The following is a 21,206-nucleotide window of genomic DNA, read 5'->3' as shown; positions in this document are numbered from 1 at the left end:
GAATCTACTATCCTCGTGTTGTAGAGGTTATTAGTAGTGGTATCGTTATTGCTGTAAGAGCAAGTTCATTATTGAAAAAATCGACTTAGACCGTATTAAACGACAACACGTAGGTAAAGCACCTGAAGTCGGTACTCGAGTGCCAACGTTTTCAGAACTCAGCATGATTTGGTTGGCCATCGAACGCAGTCGCGCCAGCTCATCCAATAAAGCGTTGCATCAACTAACTATGTTGTGGGGCAATCGTCTTTCAGAGTTGCGGCTTTCGCGTCGTAGCCACTTTGATATGGAAGCGGGTATATGGACGGTACCGAAAGAACTAAGTAAAACCAATACGCCAATAAGACGCCCAATCCCAACTAAAGCAAAAGCGATATTAGAGCGAGTAATGGCAACTTATGATGATGTGCTTTTCCCTGGTGGCGATCTTGATAAGCCGATTGCTATTTCAGCAGCTAACCGTTATATCCGCAGAATTAGAGATGGTTTACCCATTGAAGATTGGCGTACTCATGATTTTAGACGTTCGCTATCCACCGGTGCATCAGAACTCGGTGTAATGCCACATGTAGTTGAGAAGATGCTTGGTCATGAGCTAGGTGGGGTATTAGCGGTTTATAACAAACATGATTGGTTGAAAGACCAGTTAGAAGGGTATGAGCTGTATGCTGAGAAGCTAGATAGTTATTTGAAGTAGGTGGATTGATTTTTTATTCTAATGGTTGGTTTGGCGTTAACACAGAATACCTATTATCATTTTAAAAAAAATACTCATTCATATAGAGTTACGTGATTTAGCATTTGTTCAGGTATAATTAAATATTCTTAATAAAAATGAAATCAATTTTTTATTTTCACTAAAAGATGGATGTTTTATTTTTCTATTTGTTGTTATTTCTTTGGGGCATTTATGATCAATCTATCAAAATGTATTCGAATTTTTTGTGAAACCTATAAAGATGAAATTGATATGCAAGGATTTCGTTCTTTTCCTAAAAACAGTTGTCAAGGTGCATCAATTTTATTAGGGATGATGTTGAAAGAGAAATATCCTTCGTCACAGGTTATTTATGTCAAAGGTGAAGATACTAATAACTATTGTCACTATTGGCTTGAGGTCGATGGTTTTATATTTGATATAACTGCAGATCAATTTGATGAAGTTGAGTTACCAATATATGGTGAAATATCCCAGCCTCTTCTAACTAAATTCCCTATATTATCCAAAACCTCAATTTCAAAAGAACTATTAATTTCTGACGTAACAAATGAAACATATAACCAGTTTATGAAAATGAATTTGAATGATTATTTGGAAAAAAATTGTCAAAGTATTTAAACAGACTAAAACAGTTGGCTAGGCTCCTCTTAGCTACACATTATAGCTAACTATTTTAGTTTGCTTAATGCGGCGTTAGTTACTTTCGTGGGAAATTAAAATGAGTCGATTTTTTGAAGTAGAAGTACATACAGAAGGGGGACTTCCTCCCATTAATACTAATTTTCCAAATGATGGTGAAGTTCCAATTAAAATAGTTATTATTTGTGAATCTCCCTCATATGATGAAGTGCTTTTCGGGTTTCCATCTGTCTCAAATACAGGTACTAAAATCTTTAACAACCTAGTCCGTAGCGGAATGTTAGGCTCAAATATTGGTGATTATTCTTATGAAACCAATTATTCAAAGTTTGCTCAGGCTGGTATTTACTTGACTAACCTTGTTAGATATCAAGCGGACTTAGGCCTGAAAGGCCATAGAGCTAAGAAGGACAAAAAAGTCCTTGAGCTGTGGGAGAATTATAAATATCAGTTGTTTGAGGAACTTGAGAAAATTCATTCTAAGTACCCCAACTCTCCGGTGCTTATAGCATGTGGTAGTGCTTTTAAAACCCAGATTATTGAAGTTATCAAAAAAGTTGATAATTTAGGTATGCCTTGGTTTGTTACAAGTCATCCTTCGTACTCCAAAAAGGAGTATTTATCAAACTATAATCCTAATAAGTGGAATGATTTGAATATTCCTAAAACTGTTCTAATGCATAGTATTGAGAATAAATTATTACGTAGCAGCTAAAGTATTTTAGAGTGATTAGCAACGCGTGGTATTTCAGTTCAAGGTTTGGTTTCGTATTTGTTTTATTTCGGTGATAACATTGTTCACATTTTAATGCAGCTTTGCTATTCAAGTTTTGATTTGTATTTTATTTTTATTTGTAAGTGATTGATTTATAATGTCAGTATTATTCAGATATATTGATATTTTAGAGGTTAGATTTCGTGCAAGAGTGGTTACTGTCAAATCGAGAGTGGGTGTTTTCTGGTGCTGGTATATTCGCTATTACTGTTATATTTAGTATTTTAAGTGCAATGATTACTTTGTATCTAAAGCGTCGATATCAAAGCAAATTGAGGAAAAAGCTTCAAGTGGTAACTAACATTGTCCAGTTTGATCTATCAGCGGATGAAAGTGGCATAGATAACGAGTCCCTTTTAGTTTCATATAAATCTAAAGAATATAGAAATTTATGTTATTACTCAGTAAAGGTGACTAATATTGGCGCTTCAGCTATCAATAACCAGTCACTATTATTTACAATTCCCAAAATAGCACAGGTCATTGAGTCATCAGTTCAACCAAGCAATTCTTCTATTTCTGTCATGCGTAAAATTAATGATGATACTCAGGATGAAGTACATTCAATAGATAGGTTGGAGAATTCAGAGTCCGTATCTATTACTTATTTGGTTAACTTAGAAAAAGTTGATGAAATGAAATGTATTCCAAGAGGCATTGATAATATTGATTATAGTTATGATAATAAGCAATCAACTACAAACGATACTGAACTTCTCGTGATGTTCATTGCTGTATTTATATTTGTTGATATAGTTCCTGTTATCGGAAGCGCATTACAGGGTTTAATTGTATTTGTAAGCGCTCCTTTAATAGTGAGAATTGTTAGAACTCTTTTAGTTAATCGCGGTAGTATCAGGAATTCAGTCAATATTACTGGTGGTATAAGCATGAAGGAAAGAGCGAATTTGATAATAGACCAGAAGAACTAACTCATTTTTGTATAATTATAAGTCAACCTAATACAAACAAAGCGATCTCTCTCCAAGATCGCTTTGCTTCTAAAACCGCTTTCCAAACCGACTGGTATTATCTTTCCATTCTTCAACGGCCGAACGTAACCAACGCAAAGGCATTAGTGTAATTGGTTCAGGGAACCCGCGTGTTTGTCGCCACTTATAAATTGTTGCTCGGCTTGTGATTTGAAACATCTCTAAAACTTCAATGTGACTAATTAAAAGATGTGTTGATTGCTCATTAAGTTCAGCATAAGTTTTTGCTGGTGGCGGTGAATCTGGTAGTTGCTTTTCCTGTTTACTTTTATAGTGTGACGGTGTCACGTTTAAGCTATTTTCTGTGGTATATGAGACGTTTACAGTAGGGTAGCTGTTGTAATCGAACATGTTTGATTCCTTATTCGCATGTTGTACTAACAAAATTAGAAATACGAACCCGATTCATGGTGTGCCAGCAACGGGCATCACCTTTAAATAAGCCTCCTGCCTTTAATTTTGCACATCCTTCCTGTAATGACTCACCACAATGTTGGCAAGTACCTAGTGATTGTTTGATTTGTTCCATCTCACCATGAATACGATGGATCACCGATCAGCAGTGGTGATCACCGTTGCCGAGTTGATGCTTAAATTTCGTGATACTTACCGTCAAGATTCAGCAACCAGTGAAACAGCACTTATTCGTTTTCTGAGTAATGTCGATTTGCTGGTGATAGATGAATTGGGCGTTCAGCACAACAGCAATAACGAGCGAGTAATGATAAACCGCATCATTGATGAACGTTATACCCTAGAAAAACCAACAGGGGTGATTACCAACCTTCAGAGTGATGAACTTATAACAACCTTAGGCCGCGCAGCTGTCGACCGCATTATGGAAGACGTTAAGTGGGTAACGTTTAATTGGTCCAGTTTTAGAATTAACAAAGGAACACAACCAGCATGAGAATCGAAACCCTGTTGAGTAAATTTGCGATTAAAGGGATTAACTACGATCCTCAGTCTGGTGGTGGTAAAGCGTTATTGTCTGCAGAAGAACAATTGGCGGTAGTCGGGTTATGTTGGCATGAATCGCCAGTAGGGTGGTTGGTACTGTTTGTTGAAGGGCTAAGAGATGTTCATGCACTTAAACAGCTACAAATAGCGACCAGGGGTGAAATATTACGGTTAATGGAAGATTGGCGCGGTGTTTATCCTGAAAAGGCATTAACAGCGTTATGTGCGACTGCGATTGCTGAAGCGACTCAACAGAATGGCCAAGTATGTCCAGAGTGTAATGGTAGTGCGATTGTGGTGGATAAGAACCGCAATCGTTGTAAGTGCCAATGCTGTAAAGCGGGTCGTATTGTATGGACTCAAGAAACTCGCTTTGCGTATTTTGCTCAAGTCCTTCCTGTTACTTATAGCCGATTTAAGCGTTATAACGTGGTGTTGAGTTTGTTGATACTTTGGTTGCTAGAGAATCGGACGGTGGCAGTTATGGCGATGGAAGAGCAAGTTGAAAGGGAAGGTATAGAGTCTAAATTTGTCGTTTGATTATTAAAATCAATATAATTGAATTGTAAGTATTGTATCAATGTGCACTGTATCATATTTTTAACTATATATTGGGTTTGATCTATTGCATGTTGGTATAATAGATAATTAAAACAATATGTTGTTACTTCATTTAAGGATAGTTAGAGTGTTAATCAATCAAATTGATTACGATGGAAAATTAGTCAACCTTTGTGAAGGCGATATTTATGATGAAGAGAATGTTTTTTCTATTATTATTGGAGTAAATGCATCAGGTAAAAGTCGACTGTTAGCAAAAATTTGTAATATTTTTTTATCTACAAAAGAACGAATTAAATATATATATCCTTTGAGTGATTTAAGTAAAAAGAAATTTTGTAGAGAGAAATATATTAGTAAGCAATATTGTGAAATAGGTTCTATAAAATATAAAAACAATTCTAATAATAATTATATTGAATATTCATATAGTAATACTGAAGTGGATTTATATGAATATTCAAAACAAAACTCTAGTGATTTTGATGTTGTTTTTAAAGTTAATGATAATTATTGTTTAGTAGACGTCCCTGAAAAGATAATTACAGTCAGTAATAGTTTGTTTGATAAGTTTCCTGAAGTATTAAATAAGGAATTACGCGATTTTTATATAAATAAAGGTTCTTCATGTTTTAATGAGAGATATGATTCAAAATTGAATCTAAATATTATAAAAACAAGGCAAATAAGTAATTCAATATTAAATTTAGTAGTCTCAAAGTATGATTTTATTGAGGATGTTTTATATAGTTTAAATATTGAATGTAACTTGGAGTTTAAATTAAAATTAAAATTAAAAACATCTAATAGTATTAGAGGAGAAATGTATAACATTGATAATACAATCTTATCATTAATTAAATTTAAATATGATAGGAATAATGAATTGTTAATGATGAAAAAGATACGCAAGCACTTTCAATTGTTTTTAACTCTATGTTATGGACGTGGAGATATTCACAATTTAAAATTTGATTATAAGAAAGAGTTTGAAAATAAAGACATTACATTTAAGTATAATAAGAATGATAAAAATGGAGATCTATTGGAGGCTGTAAAAGAATTATTAAGTATAGGGTTGATATCTGTAAATGATGTTTTATTTTGTAGTGGAAGAAATAAAGTAAGTGTTTCAGAAAAAAGTTCTGGTGAATTGTGCTATCTTCATATGGTTACAGCTATTTCTAGTGAAATTAAAAATAATTCAATAATATTAATTGATGAGCCAGAATTAAGTTTACATCCACGATGGCAATCAGAATTTATACCATTTATTCAAAAATTATTTAAAAAATATAAAGGATGCCATTTTATTTGTGCAACACATTCACCACATATAGTATCCTCCTTATCTGGGAATAATACGTTTGTTACAAATATATCGTATAAACCATTAGTTCCAATAAAAGGTACAGATGTTCATCATAAGTCAATGGATTATCAAATATCTAGAGTGTTTGGGATGGATAATCCAAATAATGAATACCTAATAAGAATTGCACTTAATTTATTTACTTATATTAGTAAATATAAGATGTTAAATGATGAAAAAAGAGAAGAATATAAATTTCTTTTGGATATATCTGAACATATGGATAAAAGTTCACCATTGTATGATTTAATTCTTACTTTAAAAGAAATGAATGAAGTTTATGGCTGATATAAAAAATGGAATAATATTTGATTGTGAGCAAAAAAAGTTCATAACAGAAAGGTTAAATGATATTAATTTTACTTATCAAATGTGGGGGGATGATAGCTTACTTGAGATAAGATGTTATATAAGAAACTATTATAAAGACTTACAAAATGGGGAGTGCTCTTTTTGTAAAAGAGATCTATCACTTGTGAGTGTTTTAAATTCACATGTTGAGCATATTATTCCTAAATCTATTTATTCTAAATTTATATTCGAGCCGAAAAATTTGTGTGTTATATGCGCTGATTGTAATCAAATAAAAAGAGGTCAGGAAGTAATGCATTCGATTCCAAATACAGTGAAAAAGGAATATAAAAGATATCCTCGAACATCAAAATCATTTTTAATTGTACATCCTCATTTTGATAATTGGCATGATTATATTGAAGTTTATAATGGTGCTTATGTTGGTAAAGATGATCATAAAGATAGAAAAGGGTCTTTTACTATTTATGCCTGTGGTTTAAATAGGAAATTATCAAAATTTGGATATGAAAAGGAAGTTTATAGTGATAATGATTTAATGGAAGCTGCTCGGCAACTAGTGGATGGTAGAGATCTGTTAACAAAAGCATCTGCTATTAGTATGCTAAAAAAAATTCTTTGTGATAATTAATAAGAGTAAAAAGTTTCATTAAAATGAGTATTATATTATGAACTTTAAAATTAAAGCAGCTCGTTCTGAAGATATTATGCAGGCATTTGTATGGGTAACTAATACTAGTGGCTTTGATAAATTTCAAATTGTAAAGATTAAGAATTTATCTAATAAAAAAATCATATGGGTTACATTGCTACATGCAGATCAATCTTTTATAAAAAATTATAATAATAAAGAAATAAGAAATACAATATCTATTACTAGTGATGAACAGTGCTTAATAATTAGTGAATGGTATCGAGATTTATTGGAGATAGAAAAAAATAAGATTCATAAACTTGATATTAAACAGTACAGTATAGGGTGCATTAAGTCTCTTTTGATGAGTAAATATCATCCAGATACAACTGTTCGTTTATCGGCGACTCTTGGTTTATTTTCAATAGTATTAGGAATTATCGGTATATCTCAACCAATTAGTGATTTAATAGTAAATTTTGATCTTTTTAGGATAAAAGAAGTTATGGATTGTCTAATACAAAAAACATTTAACAAATTATATTAATAGATATAAATTAATAATATCGGCAGCAATTCAATATTAACTACTCGGCGAGATTTGTTGTTTAGGTATCTATAATTACTTAAAGGTAGTTTATTCTATATTAATTATCTGATGATAATTTTGATATTATAGATACAATTTTCTTTGTTTTTATAGCTATGTTGTATATAACAAATTGAAAATAAAAATAGCAATATCGTCATGTAATTATACTGATGGATTATGTTATGAAAAACTTAGTTACCTTACAGATAATAGAACAGCTAAAAGACACAAGTCATCCTCCAATTGTTCTATTAGATGGAGCATGGGGGGTCGGTAAAACTTACCTTATTGAAAATGGAATAAAACCACAGATAGAATTAGATAAAGCATGTTTTGGTGATTTCCATTATTTATCTGCATATGGAATGAGAAGTGTCACTGATTTTCAAGATCAGGTTGTATCTTTGTATTTAAGTAAGCAAAAGGAATGTTCTGATTATATCAGAAAGACAGAGAAAGACAGGACAGCCATAACTTTCTCTTCATAAAACTGATAATTCTTATGCTATTATCTAGGACTGATCATCGTCATGTCCTATAGTGAATGCTCTCGCAATGGCGAATCTACTTTCAATGGGTTGAATTTTAGTTAATATATGGTTGTCCTATATTTCGATGCGTTCATAATTAGTAAATCACGTCTTGCCCAATTGTTTAATGAGCCGAACTTATTCAGTGTGGATGAGCTACTGGCGATATCGAGTAATGTGAACAAAACTATTGCAGAAATAGCAAAGCTGCAAGATGCGCGGTTAAGCAGATGAAGAAGCAGTGAGAATAGAAGAGGCCCTGTATGGGCCTTTTTGTGAGCCGCCGACTGAAAGACGTTAGCTTTATATTTTCTTAAAACCATAACGCATTAATAAAAGCGAAATAATTAAAGAGAAGCTTTCTTAAGAAAATTAGTATAATCAGTTACTGTACGTAGACTTACCTGATCATTACCTTCTGTATATAAGCCTAATTGACCTGTTGATTTATTGTGGCCAAGAAAACGACCATCATAAAGATTACTTAACTTATTAGAATTTTTCACCCACAGCCAGCGCTGACTTAAACTCATATTACAGGTTTTTAGTTGACTCAATGATTCGCCATCTAAGCATAAATTAGTATTAGAGGCACTCACATAACGACTATGTTTATCATAAATAAAGGATTGTGAAACATTATTTTCAATACATTTATTACTAGTTAATATGCTTCCCATTGGAGATATCTCAATACATCGATCATTAAAGCTCCCTAGCTGTAAATCAACTAATCGACTGCCACTAAATACAGGATGTGCCCAATCAACAGTGAATTTAATATTTTTATTAACTCTCCTACGAGGCGTATCCTCTAAACCATAATATGCCTGATGTGCGCCAACCATATAATAATAGATATAAGTTCCATGATAGATAGGGCGTATATTAATAGAAGAATTAATATTAAAGTCTGTAGTACCTACTGTATCGGGTTCAGCTTCAAATATAACATCCATTTTAGGAACGAAGCTCTTATAACCAATTGGATTTATACGATTTTTATCCGCAGGATAAGTAGTAACCCATATCGCATCGCTAGAACGGTTTAGTAATGACTCTGCAGTAGAATAATGGTGACGATTCCATTTAAAACTCACATTATTACTATCTGTAGTACTTCTCTCAACACGGTAGTCTTTTGTTTGAAAAGTTAACCATCTTGATTGTGTATAACTGGCATTTGCACTTGCCGTAGCTTTAGGCCCGGCCTCAGCACCTACTGTAACCCCTACAGTAAACCCTGATATTTCTTTAGTTTCATAATTAGCATTTAGATTACTGCGTGGCACCGTCCTTAATATTGCCGCTTTTTTATTTGAAGTATTAAATGAAAAAGTATAATCCTGTGCAATCGCATCTGTAGCCCATTCAGTGGCATACCCTATATATACAATATATTTTGCATAACTATATACCGATGATAATGAATTATTTAGGTGAATACCTGATCCTGAGCTATCATCATCTAAACTTATACGGACAATTTTTGCGTCTGGTGTTTCTATCCCCTCAGTTCCATACGCAAATGAACGTTGCAAATTAACTCTGTAAATTAGTGATATATTTGCATTTTTACAAAAATATCTGTAACCATACTCAGACCAAAGTGTTGACCTCCTAAAAAGACATTCTCTACCGTTAATTGCTCTGTTTACATTCAAATAGAATGATAAATGAGGTAATGAAGTATTCTCATTTATATTTTGCACATCTTCTATACGTGCGGTTAAATCAACCTCATCAACATTGTCAGCCTCTAATAAACTGATGGCAGGGGCATTATCATCTTCAATTGGAGAAAACATTAAATTCCCTTTGTGCTTCGTCACAATTAAATAATCATTTGGAAATGAAATACCTATTTGTGTTCTTAATAGCGCTTTTGCTTTTTCTTTTTGAGATTCATCAATAATACGACTAAAGTCAACCAACGTCGGTTTGTTGTATTTTAATACATTTGTCTTTATCTGTTTCAAACTAGATTGAGGGTTTTTATTTATATACTGATTATTATCAATCAACCAGTTTTCTGCATTAACATAATTAACTTTTCTACTATCTTGAAGTTGACTCAATATTTGAACAGCTAACCCTTGTGGTAAATCATCGTTGGCTTTAGTTTCGGGGCTAAATATTCCAAAAACTGCATAAGTAACACATAAAGCCCATCTTCTACTTATTAACATACAACCTCCTATAAATATAAACTTTATAAATATATAAAGAGAGATAGAACTATATTGTTTATAGTTCTAATATTTATCAATGCAAATAAATTGTAAAAAAGGTTAACAAATATTGACGAACATGGAAGTGTGTTGCGATAAGCCATCATTAAATAGGGGATTACCTTACTCATGTTTCCTAATAAGTCAGTTGTAAGTAACAACCAAAATCAATGGCTGCATCGTCTCGATGATATCGGGTATCAGGCGGTAATATGTTATTTAGCAAGCGAAGCTATCGCGATTATTACTGAATACATGAGGCATTATGAGCAGAGCAATTGAGTTCTTCGCAAGAATGCATGAAGTACGTAGTGTGACTGCAGACGAGCGCGGTCGCCAAACATTAACTGGTGACGTTATCTTAGCTGTATTTGGTAAGGTCCAACATAAGATGCTATTGGGAATGGATTTGTTGATGGCCAAGTACGTTAAAAAAGACAGGACAGCCATAATATTCTCTTTATAAAACTGAGCATTATTACGCTATTATCTAGGGCTGATTATCGTCATGTCCTATAGTAAATGCTATCGCGATGGTTAGAGGGAATCTATTTTTAGCGGATTGAATTTTCAAAGTAAATATATGGCTGTCCTATATTTTTTAGAACCAAATGATCCGCTATTACGGTTTTTTATCAATGCGTCGTCGTGGAAATCTCTGCCGAAAGTTTATGCTGCTTTAGATATGAAAATTGAAGCAGAGCCAAAGATGCCATGTTACGCATCAATGCTCAAATGGTACGTGAAAGTCGATCCTTACGAATGTATTTTGTGTAAAAGCCGTTTGGTATTTAGGAATTTCCGAGTTGGTAATTCGGTAGCAGATTGGATCATGCCATGATCCAATCTGAATTAAGGGCCGCGTAATCATAGAAAATAGGGTAAGTGTATCTAGAAATCGCGAAATGAGGCTAAGGTTAAGTACTTCTCATCATGAAGTAAAGCCTCTGTGTTCTGCCTGTATTTGGTTAAACATAGGGGCTTAATTATCCTCACCCACCTAATTATCACTTTATCTACATTTCCATAGTAGCCATAAAAGGCACTGATAATACTAGTGCGTTATAGCCATAAGTATCACTGTTACCCTAACAGTAAGGACTAAGCTTTTGATCCAGATATTCTTATTGAAAAGGATTCGGAGATGATTCCTTGCCATTTTAATATTAACAGCCACTACTCATTTTTTTCTGCATGGGCAGCTAGGATATTACATCTATCACCCCAAGATACTTGAAGATTAAAGCTTGGGTTCTCGGATCCAATAATAACTATATTTATACCTTTCTGGGAGGAGTATAATAACTCACATGAAGGCATTCCCTCCACCGCAGTCAAATCTTCATTAAATTTAAAATCTACTCCACCATCCATATCTGAAGCTGTCATATGCTTAATGGTAACAGGAACGAACTGTAGTCCTTCTGTAGATAATTTCGAGTGATCAGGTGCCGCAAACACTGATGTAGAAGCTAACAACGACAAAAGTAGCGTTTTTTTTATGTGACATATCATAATAATCTCCTTAAACATAATTCTCATATGCACAGTGCAATTGAGTTTATATAAATTACAATCTGCCCAGTAGATACTAGTACAGGTAAAGAGAATTACTATTTTTATGCATAGCGATTTATTGTTAGAAGCTGCATCTAAATTTGAATAGTATATAGAAGCCATCCTAATGATGGCTTTTAATCAATTTCTTTGGTGGATGTTATGTAGAGTATTTTTTATTTAACTATTTATTTATACACTAAATATCAAAATGTAAATTCTTACTTATAGTGTGTAAAAGCGATAGTTGTTTATTTTTTTTGTGATATATATGTAATAAAGAAATAAAGTTCAGTTATGAATTCCAATAAAAATATTATCAAAATAATAAAGGAACTGTCATGAAAGACTATTTTAATACTGCATATCCATCCATCGATCTTCTAAGAAAAAAAGCCAAATCACGGTTACCGAAGTTTGCGTTTGAATACGTAGATGGCGGTTGTAACAATGAAATTGGTTTAAGACGAAACACTGATGATATTCGTAAGCTTGAACTTATTCCTTATTATTTAAGAGATTATAAGGATGTGTCTTTAAAAACCACATTGTTTGGTGAAACTTACGATGCGCCATTTGGTGTAAGCCCCGTTGGACTTCAAGGCTTAATTTGGCCGCAAGCACCTGAGATTTTAGCTAAAGCGGCTTTTGATCATAATATACCGTTTGTATTGAGTACGGTTTCTACTGCGTCGATTGAAACTATTGCTGAAATCACTGAGGGTAAAATGTGGTTTCAACTTTATCACCCTGTTGATGATGCTATTACGGATGATTTACTTGCCCGTTGTAAGGCGGCAGGGGTTAAAACCTTAGTATTATTATCGGATGTTCCCACCTTTGCTTATCGTCCTAAAGAAATAAAAAATGGATTGGCGATGCCGCCAAAAATGACAGCAGAAAATATGCTGCAAATTATGCTTTCTCCTGAATGGGCATTGGAGACATTAGTTAAAGGTAAGCCGGAATTTAAATCGTTAACCAAATATATGTCTGGTTCAATGAATATGCACCACTTAGCGTTGTTTATGGATAAAACATTTAATGGACGTTTAAGTGAAGAGAAAGTACGTAAGTTACGTGATAAGTGGGACGGTAACTTAGTGCTAAAAGGGTTATCTACTGTTGAAGATGCGAAAAAAGCGATTGAAATCGGTCTTGATGGGATTATCGTTTCAAACCACGGTGGGCGTCAATTGGATGCGGGTCCATCAACCATTAGTAAAGGTATTGAAATTCTTAATGCTTGTAAAGGCCAAACAACTATTATGATGGATAGTGGTATTAGAGAAGGTTCTGATATTGCTTGTACGCTGGCTGCGGGCATGGACTTTACATTTATGGGCCGTAGTTTTATGTACAGTGTGGGTGCTCTTGGTCAAAATGGGGGCTATCACGCGATGAATATGTTGAAAAAGCAACTTCAGCAAGTAATGGAACAAGTGTGTTGTGAAAAACCACAAGATTTGCCGAATCATCTGGCTCAAATTAAAAATCTTTGGTAATTAACTGTTTATTGATATTACAAATAAGCATGATAAGAAGGTGTACTGAGTGCACCTTTTTTATTGGTTAATGATGAAACGGTTAAATTCTATTTTTATCTTTAAATGAAATATTTGTACACTGCACCATTGCGTGATGTTCTTGCTGATGTTGGTGTAACAGAAGATATGGCACACTATAAAGTGCAACGTCGCTGTAAAAAATCACAGGGTGACGGCAGTATTTTATGTGACGTTTAAAACGACACTAAAGTAGTTGTTAACTACTGCTTGAATATAATCAGCATCTTTAAATTGTGAAATAAGCATAGAACCTTCTAATGACACAAAATAAAGGCGTGCGGCATCTGTGGCAATTAATTGTGATGGAAATTCACCGTTGTTAATACCTGCTGTTATTACTTGTTCTATCCATTGCTCATTAAAGGTAACGAATCGATCAAGCTGAATTTCTAAGCTATTAGTGAGAGAATAAAAATCCGATGCATACATACCACATAAACAAAGTTTATCTTCATCACGCACTGTAATAAAAATATTAGCTAACGCTTTTAATTTATCGGCAGCGGTTACATGTTGTTGTTCGATGGTTATTAACGCCGTTTTATACCGTGTAAGGTAACGTTCAAATACAACGATGGCTAAATCTTGTTTAGTTTTATAATGATAATGAATGCTGGCTGTTTTTATACCCAGTTCATCTTGAATATCACGAAAACTAAACCCGTTAAAACCACGACATTGAATGTATTTTTCGGCAATATCAGCAATTTTTGCTGCTGTAGGATTAATGTCTTTCATCATTGATATTCACATTACTAAGAAGATCAATAATCTATCATTTAGAATTAAAGATCACAATTTTTTCTACCTATGAGTAGAAAGGTAATGGCGACGTATTCATCGCCATTATTCAATAAAAAATGACTGTTATTGTTTCTGTGTATTAATTGCGTCCCGCCATCACGCCGCCATCGACGTCAAGCACCGTACCTGTGATCCATTTTGCTTTATCTGATAATAAAAACTCAATCGCATCTGCAATATCGGTGGTTGAGCCGATGCGTCCAATAGGGTGAAAATCATTAAATCCTTGTAGAGCGGTTTCAATTTCATCTTCAGCAATGAATGACTTATAGATAGTTGACAGTACAACCGCAGGGGCGACAGCATTAGCACGAATATTGTAATCTGCTAATTCCATCGCTAAATTGTGGGTGAACGCATGTAAGGCTGCTTTTTGCATTGAATAAGCCGATGATGGGGTTGCTTTAATTGCTTGATGTGCCCACATTGAACCAATATTTACGATTGAACCACCACCATGTTGTTGCATGTTTTTTGCAACGGCTTGAGTAATGAAGAAAAATGCTTTGTTGATATCTAATTGAAGATTGTAATCTTTTTCAGTATGTTCTAGAAAACTTACCGGTTTAAAAAAACCAGCAGCGTTAACTAGATAGCCAATATGGCGGTTTTCGTTTTCAAGTTGACCAATAAAAGTATTCACGTCTGCAGGGTTATATAAATCAACTTGTGCTGTTTCAACAATGCCGCCTGTACGTTGTTCTAAATCGGCTTTTGCAGTGGCTAGGTTTTCTGCATTGTGAGATAAAATCATAACAGGAATCCCTGCGGTTAATAAGCGTTCTGCGGTTGCTTTACCCATACCTGATGAACCGCCAACGATGAGTGCAATTGATGATGTAGTAAACATAATGTATCCCTTTATTATTTGACTACCTACTAGTTGGTAGGTGTGTGGCTAAAAAAAGAAGCGAGCATCTAAGTTAAATAGTTTGTGCTTCGCTTCATTGGTTTTAAATATAAGGTGATTTGTTTTTAACGTCAAATCATTTATCTACCTATCAGATGGTAGGTTTGTTATCATTTTGATTTTTAAAGAATTAAAATTATTACCTTTTGGCGCAACTGTTTTGTATTTTCGACTAAGATCACACTGCTATAAAGTGACTATGTATGCTCACATCCAATATGTATAACTCAAATAAGAGTGAAAAGGCATCGTATTTAAATTGGGCTTGCTCTGTTTCTTGAGATGTTAAGGTAAGTTATTAATGGTTTTATGCTAGATCATTGGCACTAACCGAAAGCTAGTGCCAATAGTATTAAGACTCTTTAGTTTATTGAAACACTGGTAATAATTTTTTGAGCAATATATTTGTGCATCGCTGTGGTTGGGTGGGTAACACCCCAGAAGACATATTTATCTGAACCGTGTTGTGCGCAATCATTGGTTAAACTATGGCTGATGAGATAATCCTTTGATGAACTACGATTGATATCCATACAAGCATCTTTTGCATTCACAAAACCATATTTTTGAGGTTCAGACGTGACGTTTTCAAATATCTGATATGCATCGACAAATGTAATATTGATGCCTTTTTGTTTATAATAAGCCGCTTGTTCTTTTATGAAAAGATTGAATTGTTTAATTTGCTGACTGACTAAAGCGACTTTATCTGCGGTGGCGAATTTAAATTGAGGCGCTTTACTCGCATCAGGTAATGTCATCAGTAAAATATTTTTGGCTCCGGCATCGGTTAAACGAATCAACGCTGTACTGTAATCACTTTTTACTTCAGTCACATTACGGTCGTAATTCATAAAATCATTAAGGCCAAACTCTAGAGTAAATAACGTATTTTCAATGTGATAATTTTTTGCAGATTTCATGTATATGTTGAACGATGAAATCTGATCATAAATACCAGTAAGAATGCCATATTCATTTACACCTGCAGCACCACCAACAGCCCAGTTATATAATGGCAGTTGTTTTGCGTTGGCAAGATATTCTGTCCAAACTAGACCATTACTGAAATGGCCTAGGAACCAGCTATTACTATTTGGAAATAGCCATTGTGAGCCATTAAAAGTATTTCCTGCATCTGAAAGGCTATCACCAAAAGCGACGATTCTATTGATTGTATTGGCTTGATTCGCAGTATCATTAGTCCAGATTGTATGACTATAAGATGCCTTTATATCTGAAGCAAAGAACGTAATGTCAGCATTTTCATTATGAGTATCGATAGATGCAGCGCAGCGTTGTGCGATTGCTTTATTTGATACATCAGTATAGAACATATTCTTAAATGAAATAGACGACCACCAGTAACCTGGCAGTTTATAATAACTATTATCATTATTTTTAGCCCACACCCAATCTGCGGCGGGTTCATCATGGCTGACACTGGTGCGATACCAGCATTTTACATAGGTATAAGTATTGTTAGTATCGGGTGTGACATTTTGTTGTGATGGATGATTTTCAATATGTTGAACGTTATCAGAAGCAGTTGTAGCAAAAGGGGTTAATAACGTTAATAGTAAATATGCCTTGTTCATGACAGTCCTTTATTTTAATAATTCTTTTTTAATTACAGTTGTTAATTACAGTTGTTAATTACAGTGATAAATAACATCCACAGGCAATGTCAGTGGTTGCATTGTTTTGCTACATTAATAGAGCCAGCAATAAGAGTCATATTTTATATTCCATAGTGGGATATTCTTCTAATAAATTGATTAATTAGACTATTTTGGTTTTGATATGCAAGCATATCGTATCTTTATTTAATCAACTGTAAATTGACATTATTCTTTATGTGAATAAATGAAGGTATGGTTTGCGGTTAAAGCGCTAAGAAAAGTGGTTGTGAGCGATGTTTTACCATGATGGCTAAATTATCATGGAAGATAACTAATATGCTGAAATATATTATTAAACAGTGATGATATTGTTAATTTTATGCGGAGTAATTGGGTCAGTCACGATGGGGATATGACAATTCTGTTTTATGTTATAATACCGTCAGTGTTTCCAATTAGATAAATGAACTATGCTTGGCTATTACCTTCATACAAAAAATGCGCAACAGGCATTAGATGCCATCAAGCAAGGACTTTCTAGCGTCCGAATATCGACAGATCTTAATCTCACAGAGCAAGACTTTATCGTAAATGATCAAGGTTTAATTCTTGATGAAGAGAATCATCTTTCTATTGCTGATCTGAAAAAAATCGTTAAAAAAACGCAAAGAATTTATCTTTGTAATGATGGCGAGATGGATCCGTTAGAAGATCGCAGTGTAGGTTATTACAAATTAGCACCAACAGAGGGTGCGCCACTGCTTGAGATAAGTGGTGTTAAAATGCATATCTCGAAAGGAACCGATCCTTTCAAAAGTGCATCAGAGATGGCGCAACAAGCGGTTCGTTGTGGTGATAATGTACTCGACTGCTGCAGTGGTTTAGGCTACGCCGCGATTGCCGCACACCGTTTAGGTGCTAAAAAAGTATTAACCATTGAACTAAGCGAATCTGTAATGGGTTTACGTGCTCAGAATCCTTGGTCAAGTGATTTGAACAATGATGGGATTGAACAACGTCAGGGCAGTAGCTTTGAGTTGATAGAGACAATGCCTTCGATGTCTTTTGATGCCGTTATTCACGATCCACCACGTTTTTCTCTTGCTGGTGAACTGTATAGCGAAGAGTTTTATAGTGAGATTTACCGTGTGTTACGTCAAGATGGACGTCTTTTTCATTATACGGGTAATCCGCATATCATGAAAAAAGGCAGCGGTTTTGTTGATGGAGTTATCCGTCGATTAAAAGCGGCTGGTTTTAAAAACATACAGAAGATTGATCACTTAATGGGTGTGAGTGCCCAAAAGTAATGCGGTAGAGTAGGAGCCGAAAATAATTATGCGCAGTTGCGAGTAATTGTCACGGCTCCTTTTTTATTGGTGCTTAATCACGATTATTTGTTTTTGTTTTTCTTTATAACATGATGCGCTTTATTGCCAGGATGATGAAATTTTGAATTGATCACTCTATTGTCAATAACGGTTGGTATTTCTATTTTTTGGCTGATCTTTTTGTTATTTGGGTTATGGAATTTTGAATTTATAACGTCAGTACTAGAGAAAGCAGATGTTGAAACAAATAATAAACAGAAAATAAAAGAAAGTTTCATATGAATTGTCCTTTTTTCATGTGCATACTTATAATTCTATATGTTATAGCTATATTAAATTATAGCTGTTATACATGTATGCGAATAAACTTACATTTATCCTTATGCCATTATAATGATTATTATCAAAGACAATTATTATTGATATGTGACCGACGTCAAACGTGAAATTATTTAAAATATGACATTATGGAAAGAGGCTAGATGGCCATTATGTTTTTATAATGGCTATCTCATTAAAATAACTACTTATTATCATTAAGAATAATATTGATATACATTTCTTTTGCCATCGGAATTAAATTGGTGTTTTTTGTTATTTGTAACGATGCAAGTAGGCCATTAAAGATTAATTCTGCTTGCTGTGATTTAAGTTCAGCATTATTAATATTATTTTCAATTAACAACGCTTTAATCATATCGACACGCATATTCTTATAGCCACTGCATATATCTGCAATACCATCGTCAGTATGGTTAAATTCACTATAGGCTAATTGAAAATAACACCCATTAAATAAATCATCTTTTACTAATGCGACTAAGAGATCAAACCGTTCTGATAGCTTTTGTTCGAGTGTTAGCGATGGGTCAGAAAACGTAAGATCGAGGTGATTCAAGGCGCGTTCACTGAATAAAATAAGCGCTTCTTTTATAAGATTTTCTTTTGAAATGAAATACTTATATATGGTTGCTTTTGATACTCCTGTTGCAGCCGTAATCGTATCCATGCTGGTGCCATGGAAGCCATATTGCGCACATAAAGTGATTGTTTTATTAATAATATTCAATCGCTTTTCTTGTTGTTTATTCATGGACCTTACCTCTTTTGTCATTCCCTTGATCATAACAAAATAAACTGTTTAGTTCAAAACTCTTGACAGGTAAACGCTTACACACTAGATTGAACTGAACAGTTTAGTTTAATCTAGTTAGGTAGGATCAATATGGAAAGTTTAAGAACAAATACAGTAGCACCACCAGCAACAACGGTAGGGTATAAATTAGGTGTTTTCGGCGTTGTGTTAGTTTTATTGTGGATTGGTATTTTTAAATTTACGCCAACGGAAGCGGCAGCAATTGAACCGCTTATTAAAAATCATCCCTTAATGGGGTGGACATACCATTTCTTCTCAGTCCAAACCGTGTCTAATCTGGTTGGTTTAAGTGAGATAGTGGTGGCCATTGGGCTTATTTATGGTTTCTTTAATCCTAGAGTAGGTTATTTTTCTGGTCTTATCGCTAGTGCTATTTTTATCATGACACTTAGTTTCTTATTTACGACACCTAATACTTGGAAAATAGTTGATAGTGTTCCTGTAGCGAACTTCTTTTTAGTTAAAGACATTCTATTTCTAGCAATTGCAATAATGGTTGTTGAACACAATAAAAAACTATTATCAGCGGCAAATAAACAATTATAAAACTCAACTCATTCTATAATATATAGCGATGCTCTTTGAACATAAAGAGGGTCGCTGTTATATGCTAGTTGAGACTTTAGGGGTAATATATTGTCACTTAATTAGTTTACATATAATCGGAGTAATAATAGTAATGGCATTACCGATAAAATTTATTGCAACAGATATGGACGGTACTTTACTGAATGATGTAAATGAGCTTCCGCATGATTTTTTAGACGTATTTAATGCGTTAGATGCCAAAGACATTTTATTTGCTGCCGCGTCTGGTCGACAATATTTCACGTTATTAAAAATGTTTGAATCCATAAAAGATAAGATACTTTTTATTGCCGAGAATGGCACTTTAGTGATGTATCAAGGTAAAGAACTTTACAGTGCAACCATTCCTAAAATTGAAACGGATACTATTATTAATACCGTCCGCAATATTGAACATACGCACATTGTTTTATGTGGCAAAAAATCAGCTTACACAGAGACTAAGGATAAACAGGCTCAGCAAGAAATCATGAAATATTGTCATCACATTATGTTTGTTGATGACTTATTAGATGTCGATGATGAGGTGATTAAAATATCAGTATTAAACTTTAACGGTACTGAAGAACATGTTTATCCATTCGTCACCCCTTTATTTTCTGATACCCATCAAGTTGTTGTTAGTGGTAAAACATGGCTAGATTTTATGGATAAACAAGCATCTAAAGGGCAGGCGATTAAGGCTATGCGTGATCAATTTGGATTTACATTTGAAAATAGTATGAGTTTTGGTGACTTCTTCAATGATGTTGAAATGCTTAATGAAACCTATTTTAGTTACGCAATGAGTAATGCCCATCCTGATATTAAAACATTAGCTCGGTTTATTGCGCCAAGTAATAATGAGCAGGGCGTTGTTACTGTAATTAAACAGCAGGTGTTACAGTGTCACGAATGATGGGTAATAGATGCCCTTTTTACGCTTAAGTGAGGCGATAAATTCCATTGACAAATATTGGTAATGAATTACATTCTTATTTGGGTTGTTGATACGTTGCATAACCAAGGCGCATTTTATGAATACAGATGAACTATTTCCTTTATATGTCATTATTTCTGTCGTTGTTTTTTTATTCTTTATGTTCTTTTTATTTATACAGTTATACCTAAAAGCAAAAAAAGAAAATATTGGGGGTTGCTGTAACGCAGAAGTAAAATCATCATCAAAGAAAAAAAGGAGCAATCATCATTAATTTTTCCGTTGAAAGAACACCATTATGCAATGTGATGGTGTTTTTTGTATTGAAAGATAAATAGATAATATGATGTGTTCGTTTTACTATAAATTTTGAGCATATTATTTAATGTAGATCAGCTTTTATCGCTCAAGTCATTGGCTTTTTGATTAAAA

26 protein-coding genes and 1 pseudogene are annotated in these 21,206 nt (G+C 33.8%); 18 read left to right on the top strand and 9 right to left on the bottom strand.

Going from position 1 to position 21,206, the window contains the following annotated elements:
- Positions 1-139: 139 nt before the first annotated feature.
- The 4 genes from CZ809_RS10290 (at position 140) to CZ809_RS10275 (ending at position 3,067) form a co-directional block, all read left to right on the top strand.
- Positions 140-697, top strand: a complete 558-nt coding sequence (locus tag CZ809_RS10290; RefSeq protein ID WP_235865897.1) for a site-specific integrase — start codon at positions 140-142, stop codon at positions 695-697.
- 213 nt (positions 698-910) lie between these two features.
- Positions 911-1,339, top strand: coding sequence for a hypothetical protein (locus CZ809_RS10285; RefSeq protein ID WP_080157527.1), 429 nt, complete (start codon positions 911-913; stop codon positions 1,337-1,339).
- 100 nt (positions 1,340-1,439) lie between these two features.
- Entirely contained in the window at positions 1,440-2,075 is a 636-nt protein-coding gene (locus tag CZ809_RS10280; RefSeq protein WP_080157525.1) for a uracil-DNA glycosylase family protein, read from the top strand.
- A 203-nt stretch (positions 2,076-2,278) separates the two neighbouring features.
- Positions 2,279-3,067, top strand: coding sequence for a hypothetical protein (locus CZ809_RS10275; RefSeq protein ID WP_080157524.1), 789 nt, complete (start codon positions 2,279-2,281; stop codon positions 3,065-3,067).
- Between the two features lie 69 nt (positions 3,068-3,136).
- On the opposite strand, the gene CZ809_RS10270 is transcribed toward CZ809_RS10275, so the two are convergent.
- Together CZ809_RS10270 and CZ809_RS21180 are read right to left on the bottom strand one after the other, a co-directional pair.
- A complete protein-coding gene (locus tag CZ809_RS10270) occupies positions 3,137-3,478 on the bottom strand; it encodes a helix-turn-helix transcriptional regulator (RefSeq protein WP_080157521.1) in 342 nt (113 codons plus the stop codon).
- Between the two features lie 10 nt (positions 3,479-3,488).
- Complete coding sequence (locus tag CZ809_RS21180) at positions 3,489-3,656, bottom strand: hypothetical protein (RefSeq protein ID WP_159447948.1); 168 nt, start codon at positions 3,654-3,656, stop codon at positions 3,489-3,491.
- A 15-nt stretch (positions 3,657-3,671) separates the two neighbouring features.
- Here CZ809_RS21180 and CZ809_RS10265 point away from each other — a divergent pair, with 15 nt between their 5' ends.
- The 6 genes from CZ809_RS10265 (at position 3,672) to CZ809_RS10240 (ending at position 8,046) form a co-directional block, all read left to right on the top strand.
- Complete coding sequence (locus CZ809_RS10265; RefSeq protein WP_268877590.1) at positions 3,672-4,037, top strand: ATP-binding protein; 366 nt, start codon at positions 3,672-3,674, stop codon at positions 4,035-4,037.
- On the top strand, positions 4,034-4,627 hold the full coding sequence (locus CZ809_RS10260) for a hypothetical protein (RefSeq protein ID WP_080157520.1): 594 nt from the start codon (positions 4,034-4,036) through the stop codon (positions 4,625-4,627). The genes CZ809_RS10265 and CZ809_RS10260 overlap by 4 nt, the downstream gene beginning before the upstream one ends.
- Before the next feature lie 148 nt (positions 4,628-4,775).
- Complete coding sequence (locus CZ809_RS10255; protein ID WP_159447947.1) at positions 4,776-6,308, top strand: AAA family ATPase; 1,533 nt, start codon at positions 4,776-4,778, stop codon at positions 6,306-6,308.
- Positions 6,301-6,963, top strand: a complete 663-nt coding sequence (locus CZ809_RS10250; RefSeq protein WP_144396186.1) for an HNH endonuclease family protein — start codon at positions 6,301-6,303, stop codon at positions 6,961-6,963. Before CZ809_RS10255 ends, CZ809_RS10250 begins: the two co-directional genes overlap by 8 nt.
- Positions 6,964-7,000: 37 nt before the next feature.
- Positions 7,001-7,513 (top strand): hypothetical protein, encoded by a 513-nt coding sequence (locus CZ809_RS10245; protein WP_080157515.1) that lies wholly within the window; start codon positions 7,001-7,003, stop codon positions 7,511-7,513.
- 227 nt (positions 7,514-7,740) lie between these two features.
- Positions 7,741-8,046: a P-loop NTPase fold protein gene (locus CZ809_RS10240; RefSeq protein ID WP_080157513.1), complete on the top strand. Its 306-nt coding sequence runs from the start codon at positions 7,741-7,743 to the stop codon at positions 8,044-8,046.
- Between the two features lie 389 nt (positions 8,047-8,435).
- Here CZ809_RS10240 and CZ809_RS10235 read toward each other — a convergent pair whose 3' ends face one another.
- The gene (locus CZ809_RS10235; protein ID WP_080157511.1) at positions 8,436-10,277 is read right to left on the bottom strand and encodes a leukocidin family pore-forming toxin; all 1,842 of its coding nucleotides are present in this window, start codon (positions 10,275-10,277) and stop codon (positions 8,436-8,438) included.
- A 307-nt stretch (positions 10,278-10,584) separates the two neighbouring features.
- Between CZ809_RS10235 and CZ809_RS10230 the strand changes: the two genes are divergently transcribed.
- Together CZ809_RS10230 and CZ809_RS10225 are read left to right on the top strand one after the other, a co-directional pair.
- Positions 10,585-10,785: a hypothetical protein gene (locus tag CZ809_RS10230; RefSeq protein WP_080157509.1), complete on the top strand. Its 201-nt coding sequence runs from the start codon at positions 10,585-10,587 to the stop codon at positions 10,783-10,785.
- 142 nt (positions 10,786-10,927) lie between these two features.
- Positions 10,928-11,186: pseudogene (locus tag CZ809_RS10225) on the top strand (IS91 family transposase); the annotation flags it as partial.
- Positions 11,187-11,495: 309 nt separating this feature from the next.
- Here CZ809_RS10225 and CZ809_RS10220 read toward each other — a convergent pair.
- Entirely contained in the window at positions 11,496-11,852 is a 357-nt protein-coding gene (locus CZ809_RS10220) for a hypothetical protein (RefSeq protein ID WP_144396184.1), read from the bottom strand.
- 365 nt (positions 11,853-12,217) lie between these two features.
- On the opposite strand from CZ809_RS10220, the gene CZ809_RS10215 reads away from it, so the two are divergent.
- Both CZ809_RS10215 and CZ809_RS21475 read left to right on the top strand, forming a co-directional pair.
- Positions 12,218-13,381 carry an alpha-hydroxy acid oxidase gene (locus CZ809_RS10215; RefSeq protein WP_080157505.1) on the top strand — a complete coding sequence of 388 codons (1,164 nt, stop codon included), beginning with the start codon at positions 12,218-12,220 and terminating at the stop codon, positions 13,379-13,381.
- Between the two features lie 105 nt (positions 13,382-13,486).
- Positions 13,487-13,621, top strand: a complete 135-nt coding sequence (locus tag CZ809_RS21475; protein WP_255418358.1) for a hypothetical protein — start codon at positions 13,487-13,489, stop codon at positions 13,619-13,621.
- On the opposite strand, the gene CZ809_RS10210 is transcribed toward CZ809_RS21475, so the two are convergent.
- The 3 genes from CZ809_RS10210 to CZ809_RS10200 form a co-directional block, all read right to left on the bottom strand.
- The gene (locus CZ809_RS10210; protein WP_080157773.1) at positions 13,607-14,182 is read right to left on the bottom strand and encodes a TetR/AcrR family transcriptional regulator; all 576 of its coding nucleotides are present in this window, start codon (positions 14,180-14,182) and stop codon (positions 13,607-13,609) included. The genes CZ809_RS21475 and CZ809_RS10210 overlap by 15 nt on opposite strands.
- Positions 14,183-14,327: 145 nt before the next feature.
- Positions 14,328-15,098: an SDR family NAD(P)-dependent oxidoreductase gene (locus tag CZ809_RS10205; protein ID WP_080157503.1), complete on the bottom strand. Its 771-nt coding sequence runs from the start codon at positions 15,096-15,098 to the stop codon at positions 14,328-14,330.
- A 422-nt stretch (positions 15,099-15,520) separates the two neighbouring features.
- Positions 15,521-16,756 (bottom strand): SGNH/GDSL hydrolase family protein, encoded by a 1,236-nt coding sequence (locus tag CZ809_RS10200; RefSeq protein ID WP_080157501.1) that lies wholly within the window; start codon positions 16,754-16,756, stop codon positions 15,521-15,523.
- Positions 16,757-17,250: 494 nt separating this feature from the next.
- Between CZ809_RS10200 and CZ809_RS10195 the strand changes: the two genes are divergently transcribed.
- The gene (locus tag CZ809_RS10195) at positions 17,251-18,090 is read left to right on the top strand and encodes a class I SAM-dependent methyltransferase (RefSeq protein ID WP_080157499.1); all 840 of its coding nucleotides are present in this window, start codon (positions 17,251-17,253) and stop codon (positions 18,088-18,090) included.
- An 83-nt stretch (positions 18,091-18,173) separates the two neighbouring features.
- Here CZ809_RS10195 and CZ809_RS10190 read toward each other — a convergent pair whose 3' ends face one another.
- The gene (locus CZ809_RS10190; protein ID WP_080157497.1) at positions 18,174-18,389 is read right to left on the bottom strand and encodes a hypothetical protein; all 216 of its coding nucleotides are present in this window, start codon (positions 18,387-18,389) and stop codon (positions 18,174-18,176) included.
- A 245-nt stretch (positions 18,390-18,634) separates the two neighbouring features.
- Positions 18,635-19,204, bottom strand: coding sequence for a TetR/AcrR family transcriptional regulator (locus tag CZ809_RS10185; protein ID WP_080157495.1), 570 nt, complete (start codon positions 19,202-19,204; stop codon positions 18,635-18,637).
- Positions 19,205-19,336: 132 nt separating this feature from the next.
- Here CZ809_RS10185 and CZ809_RS10180 point away from each other — a divergent pair, with 132 nt between their 5' ends.
- From CZ809_RS10180 to CZ809_RS21265, 3 genes are all read left to right on the top strand, one after another.
- Positions 19,337-19,813, top strand: a complete 477-nt coding sequence (locus tag CZ809_RS10180; RefSeq protein ID WP_080157494.1) for a DUF417 family protein — start codon at positions 19,337-19,339, stop codon at positions 19,811-19,813.
- A gap of 133 nt (positions 19,814-19,946) precedes the next feature.
- Complete coding sequence (locus CZ809_RS10175) at positions 19,947-20,753, top strand: Cof-type HAD-IIB family hydrolase (protein WP_080157492.1); 807 nt, start codon at positions 19,947-19,949, stop codon at positions 20,751-20,753.
- Between the two features lie 118 nt (positions 20,754-20,871).
- Entirely contained in the window at positions 20,872-21,048 is a 177-nt protein-coding gene (locus tag CZ809_RS21265; protein ID WP_162841601.1) for a hypothetical protein, read from the top strand.
- Positions 21,049-21,206: the final 158 nt, after the last annotated feature.

It is taken from the genome of Photobacterium piscicola (assembly GCF_900166965.1).
Lineage (GTDB): Bacteria > Pseudomonadota > Gammaproteobacteria > Enterobacterales > Vibrionaceae > Photobacterium > Photobacterium piscicola.
The sequence above is the reverse complement of the archived record's forward strand: the minus strand, read 5'-3'. Positions and strand labels throughout refer to the sequence as shown.

Coding starts and splice junctions, on each gene's coding strand:
- CZ809_RS10285 (WP_080157527.1), top strand. CDS start 911: ATGATCAATCTATCAAAATGTATTCGAATTTTTTGTGAAACCTATAAA.
- CZ809_RS10280 (WP_080157525.1), top strand. CDS start 1,440: ATGAGTCGATTTTTTGAAGTAGAAGTACATACAGAAGGGGGACTTCCT.
- CZ809_RS10270 (WP_080157521.1), bottom strand. CDS start 3,478: ATGTTCGATTACAACAGCTACCCTACTGTAAACGTCTCATATACCACA.
- CZ809_RS21180 (WP_159447948.1), bottom strand. CDS start 3,656: ATGGAACAAATCAAACAATCACTAGGTACTTGCCAACATTGTGGTGAG.
- CZ809_RS10265 (WP_268877590.1), top strand. CDS start 3,672: ATGGATCACCGATCAGCAGTGGTGATCACCGTTGCCGAGTTGATGCTT.
- CZ809_RS10260 (WP_080157520.1), top strand. CDS start 4,034: ATGAGAATCGAAACCCTGTTGAGTAAATTTGCGATTAAAGGGATTAAC.
- CZ809_RS10250 (WP_144396186.1), top strand. CDS start 6,301: ATGGCTGATATAAAAAATGGAATAATATTTGATTGTGAGCAAAAAAAG.
- CZ809_RS10245 (WP_080157515.1), top strand. CDS start 7,001: ATGAACTTTAAAATTAAAGCAGCTCGTTCTGAAGATATTATGCAGGCA.
- CZ809_RS10240 (WP_080157513.1), top strand. CDS start 7,741: ATGAAAAACTTAGTTACCTTACAGATAATAGAACAGCTAAAAGACACA.
- CZ809_RS10235 (WP_080157511.1), bottom strand. CDS start 10,277: ATGTTAATAAGTAGAAGATGGGCTTTATGTGTTACTTATGCAGTTTTT.
- CZ809_RS10230 (WP_080157509.1), top strand. CDS start 10,585: ATGAGCAGAGCAATTGAGTTCTTCGCAAGAATGCATGAAGTACGTAGT.
- CZ809_RS10220 (WP_144396184.1), bottom strand. CDS start 11,852: ATGTTTAAGGAGATTATTATGATATGTCACATAAAAAAAACGCTACTT.
- CZ809_RS10215 (WP_080157505.1), top strand. CDS start 12,218: ATGAAAGACTATTTTAATACTGCATATCCATCCATCGATCTTCTAAGA.
- CZ809_RS21475 (WP_255418358.1), top strand. CDS start 13,487: ATGAAATATTTGTACACTGCACCATTGCGTGATGTTCTTGCTGATGTT.
- CZ809_RS10210 (WP_080157773.1), bottom strand. CDS start 14,182: ATGAAAGACATTAATCCTACAGCAGCAAAAATTGCTGATATTGCCGAA.
- CZ809_RS10205 (WP_080157503.1), bottom strand. CDS start 15,098: ATGTTTACTACATCATCAATTGCACTCATCGTTGGCGGTTCATCAGGT.
- CZ809_RS10200 (WP_080157501.1), bottom strand. CDS start 16,756: ATGAACAAGGCATATTTACTATTAACGTTATTAACCCCTTTTGCTACA.
- CZ809_RS10195 (WP_080157499.1), top strand. CDS start 17,251: ATGCTTGGCTATTACCTTCATACAAAAAATGCGCAACAGGCATTAGAT.
- CZ809_RS10190 (WP_080157497.1), bottom strand. CDS start 18,389: ATGAAACTTTCTTTTATTTTCTGTTTATTATTTGTTTCAACATCTGCT.
- CZ809_RS10185 (WP_080157495.1), bottom strand. CDS start 19,204: ATGAATAAACAACAAGAAAAGCGATTGAATATTATTAATAAAACAATC.
- CZ809_RS10180 (WP_080157494.1), top strand. CDS start 19,337: ATGGAAAGTTTAAGAACAAATACAGTAGCACCACCAGCAACAACGGTA.
- CZ809_RS10175 (WP_080157492.1), top strand. CDS start 19,947: ATGGCATTACCGATAAAATTTATTGCAACAGATATGGACGGTACTTTA.
- CZ809_RS21265 (WP_162841601.1), top strand. CDS start 20,872: ATGAATACAGATGAACTATTTCCTTTATATGTCATTATTTCTGTCGTT.